General features: G+C 46.2%; 8 protein-coding genes. 2 read left to right on the top strand and 6 right to left on the bottom strand.

What is annotated here, in order from left to right; genetic code table 11:
• Positions 1-15 precede the first annotated feature (15 nt).
• The 3 genes from HF638_RS23395 to HF638_RS23385 form a co-directional block, all read right to left on the bottom strand.
• Positions 16-1,104, bottom strand: coding sequence for a TIGR04053 family radical SAM/SPASM domain-containing protein (locus HF638_RS23395; RefSeq protein WP_169482425.1), 1,089 nt, complete (start codon positions 1,102-1,104; stop codon positions 16-18).
• A 161-nt stretch (positions 1,105-1,265) separates the two neighbouring features.
• Positions 1,266-2,426, bottom strand: coding sequence for a cobalamin-independent methionine synthase II family protein (locus HF638_RS23390; protein ID WP_169482331.1), 1,161 nt, complete (start codon positions 2,424-2,426; stop codon positions 1,266-1,268).
• A 112-nt stretch (positions 2,427-2,538) separates the two neighbouring features.
• Complete coding sequence (locus HF638_RS23385; RefSeq protein ID WP_169482329.1) at positions 2,539-3,108, bottom strand: SF0329 family protein; 570 nt, start codon at positions 3,106-3,108, stop codon at positions 2,539-2,541.
• Positions 3,109-3,358: 250 nt separating this feature from the next.
• Between HF638_RS23385 and HF638_RS23380 the strand changes: the two genes are divergently transcribed.
• Complete coding sequence (locus HF638_RS23380) at positions 3,359-4,414, top strand: ankyrin repeat domain-containing protein (protein WP_169482326.1); 1,056 nt, start codon at positions 3,359-3,361, stop codon at positions 4,412-4,414.
• A gap of 144 nt (positions 4,415-4,558) precedes the next feature.
• On the opposite strand, the gene HF638_RS23375 is transcribed toward HF638_RS23380, so the two are convergent.
• From HF638_RS23375 to HF638_RS23365, 3 genes are all read right to left on the bottom strand, one after another.
• The gene (locus HF638_RS23375; protein ID WP_169482325.1) at positions 4,559-8,776 is read right to left on the bottom strand and encodes an S-layer homology domain-containing protein; all 4,218 of its coding nucleotides are present in this window, start codon (positions 8,774-8,776) and stop codon (positions 4,559-4,561) included.
• Positions 8,777-8,938: 162 nt separating this feature from the next.
• Complete coding sequence (locus tag HF638_RS23370; protein WP_169482323.1) at positions 8,939-13,264, bottom strand: BREX system ATP-binding domain-containing protein; 4,326 nt, start codon at positions 13,262-13,264, stop codon at positions 8,939-8,941.
• Between the two features lie 144 nt (positions 13,265-13,408).
• Positions 13,409-14,416 (bottom strand): tRNA dihydrouridine synthase, encoded by a 1,008-nt coding sequence (locus HF638_RS23365; RefSeq protein ID WP_169482321.1) that lies wholly within the window; start codon positions 14,414-14,416, stop codon positions 13,409-13,411.
• Positions 14,417-14,762: 346 nt separating this feature from the next.
• Between HF638_RS23365 and HF638_RS23360 the strand changes: the two genes are divergently transcribed.
• The gene (locus HF638_RS23360; protein ID WP_169482318.1) at positions 14,763-14,969 is read left to right on the top strand and encodes a DUF2536 family protein; all 207 of its coding nucleotides are present in this window, start codon (positions 14,763-14,765) and stop codon (positions 14,967-14,969) included.
• The last annotated feature ends 622 nt before the right edge of the window (positions 14,970-15,591 follow it).

Here is a 15,591-nt window from a genome sequence, read left to right as displayed (position 1 = left end):
CTTCCCACCGTATCATCATTTTCGCAGCGCCGCTGGGATGTAAGCGCACGCAGGATCACTCGCCACATAATCTCCCGTCATCGCATACGCCCTTGCCCTTGAGCCACCGCACATGGTCTTAAATTCACAGACTCCGCATTTGCCCTTCAGTTGGGACTTGTCTCGTAACGTCTGCATCACCGGGGATTCCCTGTATACATCAATGAAAGACTGTTCCTTCACATTGCCACAGACTACCGGCAGGAACCCGCTGGGATAGACATCCCCCGTGTGACTAATGAATACAAAACCATCACCATCATTCACACTTTGCGGCGCACGCCCCAGCATATCCACACGTTTCACTGAGCTTTTCTCCAATCCTGCTGACGTACGCTCCTGTATCATCACCCGGCGATAGTGAGGTGCTTCCGTTGACTTCACCCCGTAAGGCATCTCATGCGCAATGTGTACCATCCACTTCATGACCTGCTCGTGCTCCTCCGGACTGATCATGTCTTTCTCCTGACCCCTACCTGTTGGAATGAGGAAAAATAGACTCCATAGCACCACGCCCATCTCTTTCACCTTGTGGCTTATTGCCTCCAAATCGTGCAAGTTATACCGGGAAACGGTCGTGTTGATCTGAACCGGAATATGAGCTTCTCGCAGGAACTCGATCCCTTTCATCGTCATATCATAAGAACCTCTGGTTCCGCGAAAATGATCATGGATCTCGGCTGTTGACCCGTCCAGACTGAACGCCCAGCGGGATAAGCCCACTTCCTTGGCTTTGGTAATCGCTGCTCTCGTCACCTTCGGTGTCGCACTGGGTGTCATAGATATAGGAAGCTGCTTCTCCTTAATTGCGTACTCCGCCAGTTCAAATAAATCCGGACGCATTAACGGATCGCCACCCGTAAAGACAAACAACGGCTGCTCTTCCATTGCCGCAATGTCATCGATCAGTCTTTTCCCCTGCTCTGTTGTAAGCTGCCCTGGGTCGGCTCTATACTGGGCTTCTGCACGACAATGAAGACATTTCAACGCACACGCCCGAGTCACTTCCCAGATCACGATGAACGGATACTTCGCATAGTCGCGTGGCTTCATCTGAGGCATCATCATCCATTCTCCTCCTCATACACATTCCATTAAGTGTAAAGTAGTTGGCAGGGCATGAAAGTGAGATGAATCACATTCGTGTCTCATAAAAAAAGATGACTCACAGGTCCATTAACGGCCCATGAGTCATCTCTATTCATTCAAGATGGTGCTATTTCAAATTAGTTGTTCCAGTATTGCTTGGCGATCTTCTGACCTTGGTCAATCTTCGCCCATTGCTGAGCTTCACTTAATTCGTTACCGCCATCGCAGGATGCAAAGCCGCATTGGTGAGACAGCAGCAGCCGATCCTTATCGATAATTTTGGACGCTTCGTCCAACAAACGGACAACGCGTGCTTCATCATCGAGTGTACTCGTTTTGGATGACAACAGACCCAGTACAATTTCCGTTTCAGGTCTATCCTTGAACACTTCCAGAGCTTCAATTGAACCCGCACGATCATCATCCCACTCCAGGAAGAAACGGTCATACTTCAATTGCTTCAGGAACAGATTCGCAATTTTGGCATACGATCCACCGCCCATGTTGCGGGAATCATAATTGCCGCGGCAGTTATGTGTCCACATTTTCAAGCCAAGGCTATGTCCGAAGTCAATCACAGTATTGTTAATATCAATAAATTCAGTTGCGAGACCTGATACTTCATCTTGATTAATATGCTCCCCTGTAAACGGAGAGTTCGGGTTATCGTCTGCAAACAGCTCCCACAAGCAATCATCGAATTGCAGAATTTTACCGCCAACTGCAGCGAATTCCTCCACGAATTCCTTATACGCGATCACAAGACCCTCTTTGAGCTCCTGTATGTTTTGATATACAGCATCCGTTCCACCAATGTTATCCGACCAGGAAAGCTCACCGAAAATATGGGAAGGAGACGGTACGCAAAGTTTCGTTTGTTGCTCGCCAGCCGTGTCTTGCAGTTGTTGGAACAGTTGAATGAAATGATGGTTCTTTCCACTTAATTTATCAGTGATGCGCAGTCCAATATCTTTGCGTGTTTCATATTTCGAAGTTCCGTCCACATCTCTGAAAAAATAGCCGTGATCCGCGATGTAACGCTTCACTCCGCCAAATCCCCATACAAAGTCCAGATGCCACATCGATTTGGAGAATTCGCCATCTGTAATAATAGACAGGTTATGTTCGATTTCCTTAGCGACCACTTGTTTGATAGCCTCAGTCTCGCACTTCTCATATCCTTCGTAATTTTCATAGAATGGATACTGGATATCATCATTATGTTCAATTTGCGTTTTATATTTCAGCAGCTCATCCGGCCGCAATAAACTTCCTACGATCTGGAACTTATCAGTCATGTAAAAACCCCCTCGTTGTATACCCATATCATATCACGCGGATATGAGTTAGAAGAGATACTTAAAAACCATAACTGGTTATAGTTAAAAGCTATATCAAAAGTTATTCAATTCACAACGTACTACGCCGTATTTCATAGAAATACTGCACAGCTGGATGTTTTAACTTCACCTGCTCGGACATGTTCAGAATTCGCTTTTTGCCAACGCGTCGGTCCATTAAAGCCAAAATATTAAACAAGATATCATTGCTCTCCAGATTATCTTCTATAGAAGTAGATAAATAAGTCGTTGCTGCAACGGTAAAATTCGATTTACTGAGTGCGGCCTGGGCCAACAAAAGCTCTTTGGCATGTACAGAGATTTTTCTGCTTCTTGCCATGACTTGAAGACGATCCTCGGGAATAGGCCCTTTGGAATCTTTTCGAATAGCTTCAATCTCTTCATCGTTCACAGGGATCATGATCTCCGGGTCGTTCTTGATCTCCTGCTCCGTCTGATACCATCGGATTGAGGTTGTTGCATCACTCATATTGAGTACATTCTTTTTATCTACAGTAATATAACAATTGCCTGATTTGTCAGGTGAATAGCGATAGCTGGTAGCACGGTACTCCACCCTTCCAACTAACGCCGGACTAAGGAAACTCTCCAGTTGTTGCTTTAATTTACTCCAGGACATAGATCCTCCTATTATCGAAAAACTACCGCATAAGTTACGGCGTTCATTTTAACTTTTTCAACCAATCTCCAAAATCAACATTCACCTAAATTATATCACAGCCAAACAAATTGACGATGCAAGAAACCCAGTTATTGGTTTTAAATTCCCCTATGTGATAAAATTGCAGAAAATTATCTACTTACTATTAAATCGCCATAGCCTACCATTGGAACATACGTTGTTATTCACAAAGGAGAGGAAGAGTGTAATGGCTACGAAGGAAGCAACCTTACCTGCTCATATGGAAAAACTCGTTAAAGATAATGATATCACTACCGTAAAAGAGGTCTTTGAGCAATGCGAATGGGATGCCCGCGGGGGCTACAGCAAAGGTACGGCCCTCAGCTTTCGGCATATTTCGGATGAATTGGTCCGCTGGCTGGTAGAGCAAGGGGCAGACATTAATGCACGCGACAAATATCAACGTACGCCTTTACATGCCCATGCCTCACACTGGTCAGGAAATGTACCCTTATTCCTTGAATTAGGTGCGGATCTGGACGCTGTGGATTATCAAAATGAAACACCGTTACATGCAGCGGTCAGTGGGTATCGAACCAAAGTGGTTCAAGAGTTGGTAAAACATGGCGCTACTATTAACGTAGAAAATAAACAGGGAAATACCCCATTAGCTAAGGGGTTAGTCAATTGCAGGAATAGCGATATAGTCAATCTGGCAGAGATTACAGCAATTCTGCTGGATGCCGGAGCATCGCTCACCCCGGATATGAACGAATCGGTGAAGCGGATCGGTAAGGATTTTGAATTCGTCCGAGAGAAGTTCAATAAGGACAAGGTCGATGACGTTTCAGACGCACTGATCAAACTGTACCGACTATTTGCTGTCGAGCCTATAGCGAATCGGATCATACACGATGGGACTGCACCTATTCAGGTAAAGGCAACCACTTGGACCAAGCAACACCAAGAGCTGTGGGAATATCTTATCCCGGCCCAGGGACATGCGCAAACAGTACAAGGAGAGGTTATCCGCATCACAGGACGTGTGTCCCATGAAGTATTGGATAATGGCGGTGGAAACTGGGATGCGGAGTATCGCAAGATGCTGGATGCACTGATTCTTCACCTGGGTACTGGTGCGCCACTCGCCCCGGCACTTCTCCAAGAGGCAGCAGACTTGGTAAACAGGCTTCGCAATGGATCCGATTACGAAGCACCTGCCAGATTATCCGAGTTAGCGGTGTTATGGGTGCTTGCCAATCCTCAGCCGGTCGCGATGGAACAGCCGACATATTCCCGCTGATGGTCTAGGAACGCCGGTCCGCTGCACTTCAGGACTGAGAAGCAAGAAACCCTAACTAAAGTTAGGGTTTCGCAAATAATGTAGAAAAAAGTCAGGAATAGAGCCGTTTCATGGCTCTATTCCTGACTTTTCGTATACTTCTACTTACTGAACGTTTTGTCCCTCGGCTACATTCAACATATTCAGAAGCATCACGACCGCTTCTGCTCTTGTCGTTTGCGCACGAGGATTGAAGGTGTTCGCTCCCGTACCTTGGACTACCCCACGTGCTTGCAGCGTTGCTACCGCATGTTTCGCCCAGACTGGAATGGCCTGATCATCGGCAAATGAAGTCACCGCCGAACCGTCCAGGGACAACTCGAATGCCTTGCCAATCATCGTTGCCATCTCTGCCCGTGTAATGTTCGCATTCGGCTGGAAAGTTCCATCCGTATATCCGCTAATAATACCCACTTGCACAGCTTGTGCTACCGCTGCCTGTGCCCAAGTCCCAATCTTCGATTGATCCGTGAACGCCAGTTCTGCGCCTGCTTCCTGAGCGTTCAATGTGTTCATCAGCATGACCGTGAATTCCGCACGGGTTATCGTTTTACCTGGCTTGAACGTTCCATCCGTATAACCGTTCACGATTCCATCCTGGATGGCTTGCTTGATCTGTGCCTCAGCCCAGTGTCCTGCGATATCGCTTACGCTAATTTCCGTATCAGCAGGTGTTGTGCCGGGAAGCTCTGTCGCGGAGCCCACAACGAGCACAGCGAACTTCGTAAAGTGATCCACCTCGACAGCGATGGAATTCCCGCTTGTCTTGCTGCCCTGCACTTCTACCCATACCTTATTCACTTCATCGAAATAGAAGATTCCTGCCCGTTGGCCGCTCTTCACCAGACTCGCATCGAAGGCAAAGGTTAACGTGACAGGTTTTGTGAACTTACCTGGTACGTTCTTCAATACTTCGAAGACCCGGCTTGCAAAAACCTCTTGGTTCACGACAACATTTGTCGTATCCAACAATTTTGTCATCGTTATTTTTAATTCCTGATTCACTGCGCCCGCAGGAACGGTGATCGTTAATCCATCTTCCAGACTAACTTCGCCCAGGGTTCCCACCGGAAGCGTGAGGCTGCCGTTTGTGGACGTTACTTTCCCTGGAGCCTGTGCTGGAGTGCTTCCGCTATTGCCCCCACCACTCGATGGAGCCGGAGCACTTCCACCACCGCCTCCACCACTCGGTGGCGTTGGAGGTGCGATCACCGTCACGGTGTACGTAACCTGGGTCATTCCATCCTCAGCAGTTACGATGATTTTATTACCCGTCGCTAATGTTGTCGCTACCGTTGTTCCATCCGCCTCATAAATCTCGAACGTAGCATTCTCTGCCGGCGTGATCGCTGCCTTTAGCGCCTCTAACGTCGTTGTGCTCGGAATATTCGTAATTGTCTCTTGCAATGTTCCGCCCGCGCTAACCGTTCCAATTGTAGAGGTTAACGTCGCACTCGTGCCGATCCATCTAGCAAATAACGTCTTACTTTCCGTAATCATGAAGCTGTCTGCCGCCGAGTAGCTCTTGCCGGTTCCATCCGCTAGCGTATTCCATCCCGCGAATGCATAACCTGTCTTGACCAAATTGCCGGTGTTTCCGATAACGCTTACCGTTGTTCCCCGCACATAGGCGGTTTCGGCACTCGGCAATTCTCCATCGGTTTCACCGTTGCCGTTATAGGTAACATTATGAAGCTGAGAGCTCCTCAAGTAAGGATACCCATTATTTATCGAGGAATCGATTGCCCATGTTTGAACGAAATCCCAACCTGCATAGCTGGTTTGCAGCTTCATCTTCGCTGTCGTTAGCCCCGTACCGCCACTTGTCCCCGAACTCGTTTGTCCCGTTGTCTCGCTATCGTAAAAGCTATTGGTGGCCCAATCATTGGTTCCAACTAAGCCGCCCAAGCTTCCTTCGCCAGTTACGGCACCCGTAGCATAGCTGTTGTTGACGGTACTATCCGAGTTTTCGCCAACCAATGCGCCAGCGAAACGCTCCCCATTCACGCTTCCATTGGCGTAACTGTCGCTGATAGATCCATCATTCCTTCCTGCCAATCCGCCTGCTGTCCGATGTTGACCGCTAATGCTTCCAGTAGATAAGCTATCATTAATTGTGCCATAGTTATAGCCGACTAATCCGCCTACATATCTTGTCGCTCCGCTCAGACTTCCCGCAAAGAAGCTATTGGTAATGCTGCTTCCGTTCACGCCGACTAATCCGCCTGCAAAGTTCCCGCTGACGCTTCCTGTGATGACCCCGCTGTTCGTGATCGTTCCTGAGTTTGCTCCCGCTAGTCCACCAACATACGTTCCACCGCCTACATCGATGTTTTCCAGAATGACATTTCGGACCGTCCCATCTGATATTAATCCGAATAGTCCTACAGGTTCGTCAGAATTAGTCCTACTAATCATTAAATTCGCAATCGTATAACCATTGCCGTCGAAGTTTCCTGTAAATGCACCATTCCCATCACCAATGGGCATCCAGCCTTCGCCTTCCGCATAGCCGCTCAAATCGATATCCGCTGTCAGCTTAAAACTCGCTTCTAAGTAATACCTAACCTTATTAAGCTCGGCCGCGGTTGCAATGAGATAAGGATCTTCTGTTGTTCCCGATCCACTGGAAAATACCGTATCGGTTGTCGGGAATGTCGCGGTTACCACTCCAGAATCCGCTGAATTCGTTACCTCTGTTGCCCCCGCTATCGTGAAGAAATTCGAAGGCACTCCCGTCAACACATAACCACTCTCAGGCGTTATCGTCAGCGTTGCCGAGTAGGTCTCTCCCTCTGCAAATCGGGAAGCAACCTCCGGAGACCAAACAATTGATGTGGTATATTCCTCTGTAGTTGTCTCCCGAACTGGTACTTCTCCCGCGACTGGCGCAGGTACCCCACTAATCGCTGCAGTCGAAATTACATTAATAGCATTCACTGTCACAGTATATGCAATCTTCGTTGCTCCATCCTGAGCCGTCACGATGACCTTATTGCCCGATGCCAATGTCGTCGCTACCGTGGTTCCATCGGCCTCATAAATCTCGAACGTAGCATTCGCTGCCAGTGTGATTGCTGCCTTGAACTCTTCTAACGTCACATCGCCCGGAATGTTCCTAATCGTCTCAGTCGCTGTCTCGCCCGTGCTCACCATTCCAAACCCAGATGTCAAAGTAGCTTTGGTGCTCAGCCATTGTGCATACAGGGTTGTATTCTCGGTTATCAAGAATGTATCTGCAGGCACATAGCTCGTACCACTACCGTCCGCTAACGTATTCCATCCCCCGAAAACGTAATCGGTTTTGACTAAAGAATCGGTAGCTACACTCACGGTAACCGTTGCATTTTTGGAGTACGGTTTACTGTCAATTGGTGCATCTCCACCAGTGTTACCGTTACCGTCGTAGTTCACTTCACGGTAGAAAGCTTTCAAATAGGGATAGCCTTCATTCACATCCGGATCGAATCCCCAATATACGTCATCCCAATTTGCATACGTGCTTGGATTCTTCATCTCTGAAGTCTGTTTACCTGTTCCTTTGCCCGTATCAGTTTGCCCAGTTGTGTCACTGTCGTAAAAGCTATCTTGGACTATATGATAAGAATTAGAGACTAAGCCTCCAGGTAAATAGTCTGCATTTACCGTTCCTGAGACGTAACTATTGTAGATCGCAGAATAATTTACCCCCACCAAACCTCCTGCGTACTGCCGCGCTTCCACACTCACATTGCTGTAGCTATTGCGGATTATCCCACTATTATACCCTACCAAGCCTCCGACACCTTCTATTTCACCTCTTATGCTTCCAGTTGTAAAACTAGAGGTAATTGTTCCTGAGCTGCGCCCTGCCAAGCCTCCTACTTCTCTTGCACCCACAATATCGATATCTTCCAATCCGATATTAGTAATTGTTCCTGGACTATTAATTTCTCCGAAAAGCCCAACACCAGTACTTTGTGGTCGATTAATTGTAAGATTTGAAATTTTGAAACCATTGCCGTCCAAATTTCCGTAAAACGAACTGTAAACATTACCTATTGGCTCCCAGCCTTCTTCTTCCGCATAACCACTCAAATCGATATCCGCGATTAGCTTAAAATGTATGTTGTTGCCCAAATGCCTTCTGACCTCGTCGAGCTGGGCAGCCGTTTCAATGAGATAAGGCTCATTGCTCGTACCCGTTCCTCCTGCGAATTCTACACCTGACGCAGCAGATACTTGATTCCCTCTATCGAACAGCCCGTTCCATCCGCCTAGTACCATCAACATTACTAAGATGATAGATGTTACTTTCCTACTTGCTCGAAATCTTGTACTCATGTCGTTTTCTCCTCCATACCACTATTGAATTCGGACATAAGTATAGGCACTAAGCCATAAAAAAAAACACTAACTAAAGTTAGGGGTCCGCAAATAATGTAGAAAAAAGTCAGGAATGGAGCCGTTTCATGGCTCTATTCCTGACTTCTCGTAGGTATGACCCTATGGGTAATGGATTAATTCTAATTCCACAGCACGGGCGATTGCCTGACTTCTTCTTTTCACTCCCAGTTTCCCATATACATTGTGTATATAACTTTTGACTGTGCCTTCTGTTAATCCGAAGCGATAGGCAATCTCCTTATTCGTCAATCCATCCGTCAGCGCGTACAGGATCTCTTTTTCACGATTGGTCAGCGGTTCAACCAGTGCCTTTGAAGCACTCACGACATTGTGCTGTCTCTGAGACTCCTTCAACGATTTCACATACATCATCCGAGCAATCATTCGCTCCAATAGCTCTAACCGTTCCTCCGTGAAGACATCAGATAAGAGATTGTTCTCCAGGTAGAGCATCGATGGCGATGCATCTCCAGGAAAAAGAATGAGCATACACAACACGGATTGAGACTGACTTCTAATAATAGAGGGGTCCGCCGAATAAGAGCTGCGTGCAGCATTCGCAAGTATGACGGGTTCACCTGTTTTCACCACATAACGAACGATGGATTCTGCGTATGAAACGCCCCCTTCATGATTCACAGTACCCGCTTCTTCCTTCACAGAAAACCTCTTACCATCACCATAGAGAATATATCCCTTCTCCGAACCCGAATATCGAACGGCCAATACCAGGAATTCCGACGGTGTTGTACAATTGTCGAGCGAACTCACCCATTCCGGGTTTGACATATCTTTCCTATGTTCTACAGTAAAAGCAGACGGAGATTCACGCAGGGTATCCACTGTTATATTCTCTTCCATGATTCCCTGATCTGCTGCCCCTTCGAACTTAATCACATCCGGTCTCCTATGTTGATCCACTGCTCTCAGTATTCTTGCTTTTGTATGGGCTCCCCATCTTGAATATGCATCGCAAGCATCGGCAATAAGAGCCTCCGCACCGTTTACACTTCCCAACTGCCGATAGAAACTGGATGCTCGTTCACAAGATATCGCTTCCATTAGCCCCTCGCCCGCATTTCGGGCTAACCGGGTCGCTTTCTCGTATACCGAGGCAGCAGCAGCCCAATTGCCTTCTATTCGATGGAGTTCAGCTGTCAGGAGCACATAGGTTGCCGAATCCTTACCATAATAACCGGACCATCGCTTCATCGCACGCAAGTGCTTGCGCAGCACGAGACGGATCCCCTTCTGCTCTTCTACGGATACTTCTGGATACATGGCAGCAAGGGTTAACGAGTGGTATATCCTTTGTTTACGAATATGCACACGAGTCTGGAGAAAGGTATTCCATTCTCCTCTCTCTACCCATTCAAGGGCTTCCCGATACCGTCCAAACAGATAAGCCGTTTCGATTTTGCAGGTGCATGTATAATACACTTCGTTGTTCAAAATCTCTCTATATTGCTCTCTCTTTAAGGGTGTAACCCCTTCATCGCTCTCCACGGCCCCATCCTGCATTTGTGCAATGTACCCTCTTGTAATACGAAAAATATTAAGCGTGACTCCGTCCACAAGCTGCTGCGAAATCTCTTCATAATGTTTTAGCAGAGCAGACAATGCGTTCAGATCGCCATTGTAGTTGGTGATATGCGTCATCATCGCAATGCTAACATAGTTTAGATTAGCCGATTCCATCCCATATTGAATGGATTGCTCAAATTGCTTAGCTGCCTCCTCCGGATTCATCATTCGGATTAGACCTCTAAGATAATATAATCTGCTTCGCAAGTCAGCGCTGTCAAAGGAAGATGCCAGGTAGAATGCATGATCTACATATTGAGCCCCCGTATAGAAACCAGACATTTTATAAACGACCATACCATAGCTGGCAAGCATGTAGGAGAATGCTTCATTGTTGCCATGTTTGAGACCATAACGAACAAATCTTGAGAACAACACGGCGGACAGTCCGAGACTCTGTGCGTAGACCGAGAGCGAAATCGCCATAACCAGATCTGATAATGCTTTATAATGGGGGTCCCGATTAATGGGAAGATGTGGTACATCATTACGCCTGTTGAACAGGGCACTCTGTGTCATCATGATTTCCTTTATAACCAATGCTTTGGAAGGCCGGTTCGGTAAATGCCAGTCCAATTCTGCTAGTGCCTGCTTCCCAATATCTACAGCTGTTGCGTCTTCTTTCAAATACGTATACATGGCAATACGTATCAAGTAAATATGAATACGTTCAACCACGTTAGTGGTACAAGACATTAAGTTTGCAAGTAGCTCCTCCGCACGATCTGTATGACCACACATATATTCACATTCGGACACTTCAACCATGATACGGTAGTTAAGCGAGGCTGTATCTTTCCAGTCATCACCAGACAAACGTGTAGCGATATCAAAAAAATGCAGAGCCCCCGTATAGGCTGTTGACGCCTTAGATTTCAAACCCGCCTGATAGTTGAATTCAGCAAGTTCTTTCTTCTCTGCGTTATCCATCATCTTCTCATTGCCCAGATTCAAGTGATACACCATATCAAATATCGTAAATTCACTCTGGTTGGACAGATGATCGCGGATCACACGGCCAATCGTCAGATGCAAGCTCGTTTTGTCCGAATCAGACATTCTCTTGTAGGCTACCTGCTGAATACGGTCATGCAAGAACGTATAATAACGTTCATCCCCGTCTGCTTCATCATTATCATGTTCTCGGCGTAGTAATCCCTCTTCCTCTAGCACATGCAACAGTTGACGGACATACAGCACAGTGTAACCACTAACTAAAGAAAGCGTTGATGAACAGAAACGATGTCCGATCGCTGCGCCAATCGTTAGTAACTCGATTTTTTCGGGGGACAGCATATGAATACGAGCTTCTATCAAATGAAGAATGTCCGGGTTCACAGGCTTCTGTGTGATGACTGATGGATCCCAGGCCCAGGATGCCTCGAACTCATTATAATAGAGCTTGTTTTCCCGATAAAGGTTGTCCAGAAGACGATTCAAGTACAGCGGATTACCACCTGTTCGGTGGTATAATACCTCTGCGAGCGACCGAATTCGACTAGAGTTCTCCGCAAGAACATGCGATACGAATTGTCTCACTTCAATGTAGGACAAAGCCCCGAGTTTGATATGATCAACCGTTAATTGTGATTCACCCTGCAAGTGCAATGAGTCCTTCATCCATGCGACTGCATCCACTTGATTTTCTTCATGAATTTGCGTTCCTGTAGCAAGCTCATCCCGGAATGCACCGATCACCAGTAAGCCCGGTCGTGCCTGATCATGTACGATGGTGCGAAGAACATCCAGGGTAGCGGGGTCTGCCCATTGAAGATCGTCCAGGAAAATAACCAGAGGATGCTGTGTATCCACAAAAACTTTTATAAAAATAGGTACCAGGCGGTTAAAGCGAATAGCGGCCTCGGCAGGGTGCAGCGGTTCTATGGCTGGAATCTCATCAAACAGTTCCGCAGCTTCTGGTAGAATCTGCACAATCACAGCTGCTCCTGTACCTAATGCCTTTGTTAATTTCTTCTTCAGCTTCGCCACACTGTCAGGGGATTCGCTCCATATCTGCCGAATTAAACTTCGCAAGGCCTCAAGCAATGAAGAAAACGGAATATCTCGATTCAGCACATCACATTTACCACTAACGAACCGACCACCAGCCATTCTAACTACCATCTGAAGTTCTCGAACGAGCACCGTTTTACCACTGCCTGCCATTCCACTAACAAAGACAAACGAAGATGCGCCCGCTCTTGCCTGTTCGAATGCATATTGGAGAGCCTTCTCTTCCCTCTCACGACCAAAGAGAGTCCGAGGAAGCCTGAATCGACTAGCCTCATCTGCACGTGCGATCTCGAAAGAAACCACCTCTCCCGTTTCCTTCATCGATGTAGCACATCTCTTCAAGTCACTTAATAAACCATATGCGCTCTGATAACGCTCTTCCGGCTTCTTCGACAACAGCTTCATAATCATCGACTCCAGCGAGCCTGCCAGACTTGAACGCCAGTCGCTTAAAGGCTTGGGCACAACGGCAAGATGTACATGTATCCATTCTTCTGTACTTTGTGCATGGAACGGCCGATGACCGGTTAACATCTCATAAAAGATCATTCCCAGGACATACAGATCGCTGCGCTTGTCCGGCATATGATTGATTTTTCCCGTTTGTTCGGGAGATACGTACGTGTAATCTATCAATCGTTGATCAGTAAGAATAGCTACATTCAGATCCATTTGAATTTGAATCCCGCTTGGATTCAAATGACCCATAAATGTACTTTGCTTATGAGCCCTATGTACTGATTCAGTCAACCCTATTGCTACATCTAAAAAGGAGGTGATGTTCATTTCAGTTCCGTTCATCAATTCCTTCAACATTACTAATGACATACCCATTCTCTCTCCAATCCGTACATCGTGCTTCTTCTTATTCTATCATTATTAAGCCCTTACAAAGACACAAAAAAGAAGCTAATCCTCCATTCCATGAGAAATAGCTTCTGATTAGATCGAATCGTTTGGTCATGCCGTTAATCAAGTTATTACTTTTGGAGAGACCTCTTCACGTTCCTCATCTTGATCCTTACTCCCAAATTCATTAAGCAACGTACGAACTTCACTTGTCGACTTGGCGTTCATTAAGCTGTTTCTAAGTTCACTTGCGCCTCGAAATCCACGGACATAGACTTTAAAGAAACGAGCAAGCGCGCTGAACGAACGTGGCTCCTGTCCTGAATATTGATCATGGAGATCCAGATGCAGCCGCAGCAGATCAAGCAATTCCTCACTGCTATGTTCCTTCGGCTCCTTCTCAAAAGCAAACGGATTCTGGAAAATACCGCGTCCAATCATAATGCCATCCACACCATATTGTTCCACAAGTTTGAGGCCTGTCTCACGGTCAGTAATATCCCCATTAATCGTTAGAAGAGTATTGGGCGCTATCTCATCACGAAGTTTTTTAATCTCCGGAATCAGTTCCCAGTGAGCATCTACTTTGCTCATTTCTTCTCTCGTTCGTAAGTGAATAGACAGATTCACAATGTCCTGTTGCAAGATATGGGTTAACCAGTCGCGCCATTCGTCTACAGCTGTGAAACCGAGCCGTGTTTTTACACTGACAGGTAGTCCCCCAGCTTTGGCAGCTTGAATGATATCGGCTGCAATTTCGGGACGGCAGATCAGTCCGCTTCCTTTTCCATTCTCCGCTACATTCGCTACAGGACACCCCATGTTAATATCGATGCCTTTAAAGCCTTCCTTTGCCATACCGATACTCATCTCACGAAAGAATTCTGGTTTATCTCCCCAGATATGAGCCACGATCGGCTGTTCATCCGCTGTAAACGTCAACCGCCCGCGCACACTATGGTGCCCCTCCGGGTGACAATAACTCTCTGTATTCGCAAACTCCGTAAAAAACACATCCGGTCTGCCCGCTTCACTTACGACATGCCGAAACACGACATCCGTCACATCTTCCATCGGTGCCAGTATAAAAAATGGTCGCGGCAAATCACGCCAAAAGTTTTCCTTTGTCATCTCAAAAGCTCCTCTATACATCAGGGCAGTGGTTGCCCGTAAAATATTCAGTGAATCAGTAGATCGTCCCAGATACATCTATTATCTGGAACCATGAACTGAGTGATGAGACTTTTCGCCCTTTTCCGATTCTATCACGTCTTTATTGGATTTTCAGCCTTAGTTTACAGTAGATTTTCGCATCGTGACCTCATTTTACCGTTATTGGTCAGCTACGACCAGAACGTTCCCCTGATATGTAGATCAGGAGCATTTTCACTTGCTACTCTCCATAAGCTCATCTACAATGAAGCTCGGGTGAGTTATTTCATTTGCCAATTGTACAAAATGGAGGTTTGAATCACATATGGAAATTTCACTGGATATGATCAAAGACAAGGTTGAATGCCTTCAAGCTTATGACTTTCAAGAACTGGAACGAGCGATCGATGAACGAATCGGCGTCAACAAAGCGCTGCTTTTACGAGTGAAGCTGGTCCAGCACCAAGTCACATTTGACCCTATTCGCAATAAAATGTTGTATAGTTCAGTAATGCATTTTACAGTAGATTGATGGACAGGCGAGGAATTTGAAGTGATCCCGTGTAACAGTCAAAAAAGAAAGACGCGAATTCACTCGCGTCTCTTTCCACTCCGAAATCAACTATTCTCTTATTAAAAATTCTGTTTAACCTACAGCATCACCCACTCCATGCGTCGAGTAGAACTTAAAACAATAAAATTAATGTATCCAAAGAACAAATGTGAATTTACTCTAATTCATTTTCTAACATATTATATGGCATGATGTGGATATGAATATGTCATCATTTTACAATAGTTTCATTGCCTAGAATACTTTTACCTTACATGAGCTAGATATCAATAAATGCTTTAACCCTATGTGTCTCAGATTGTAATATGAGGAGCTACACTTACTGAAAATAAAGAAATTGCCCCTGACCTAATTCGTATAAAACAGCAAGGCAAGAGTTCACGAGCTATTACAAAAGAGCAGGGACAGCATCCTTCGAACATTTGTCGTGAGTTGGAGCAGACCTGAGCCATTAAAAGCCTATTTGTCAGAACAAGCCCAGAGGACTTATCAGGAAATAAGTAAGTCATCTGTATATATTTAGGAATGTTCAGATGAACTGCTGTGTAGCGACTTTGATTGAATACACAACACGTCGATA

This window comes from Paenibacillus sp. SZ31, from assembly GCF_012912005.1.
In the GTDB taxonomy this organism is placed as follows: Bacteria; Bacillota; Bacilli; order Paenibacillales; family Paenibacillaceae; genus Paenibacillus.
The sequence above is the reverse complement of the archived record's forward strand: the minus strand, read 5'-3'. Positions and strand labels throughout refer to the sequence as shown.

What these genes read in the sequence shown, in the direction of transcription:
- HF638_RS23390 (WP_169482331.1), bottom strand. Translation starts at nt 2,426, where the DNA reads ATGACTGATAAGTTCCAGATCGTAGGAAGTTTATTGCGGCCGGATGAG.
- HF638_RS23375 (WP_169482325.1), bottom strand. Translation starts at nt 8,776, where the DNA reads ATGAGTACAAGATTTCGAGCAAGTAGGAAAGTAACATCTATCATCTTA.
- HF638_RS23385 (WP_169482329.1), bottom strand. Translation starts at nt 3,108, where the DNA reads ATGTCCTGGAGTAAATTAAAGCAACAACTGGAGAGTTTCCTTAGTCCG.
- HF638_RS23380 (WP_169482326.1), top strand. Translation starts at nt 3,359, where the DNA reads ATGGCTACGAAGGAAGCAACCTTACCTGCTCATATGGAAAAACTCGTT.
- HF638_RS23370 (WP_169482323.1), bottom strand. Translation starts at nt 13,264, where the DNA reads ATGTCATTAGTAATGTTGAAGGAATTGATGAACGGAACTGAAATGAAC.
- HF638_RS23360 (WP_169482318.1), top strand. Translation starts at nt 14,763, where the DNA reads ATGGAAATTTCACTGGATATGATCAAAGACAAGGTTGAATGCCTTCAA.
- HF638_RS23365 (WP_169482321.1), bottom strand. Translation starts at nt 14,416, where the DNA reads ATGACAAAGGAAAACTTTTGGCGTGATTTGCCGCGACCATTTTTTATA.
- HF638_RS23395 (WP_169482425.1), bottom strand. Translation starts at nt 1,104, where the DNA reads ATGATGCCTCAGATGAAGCCACGCGACTATGCGAAGTATCCGTTCATC.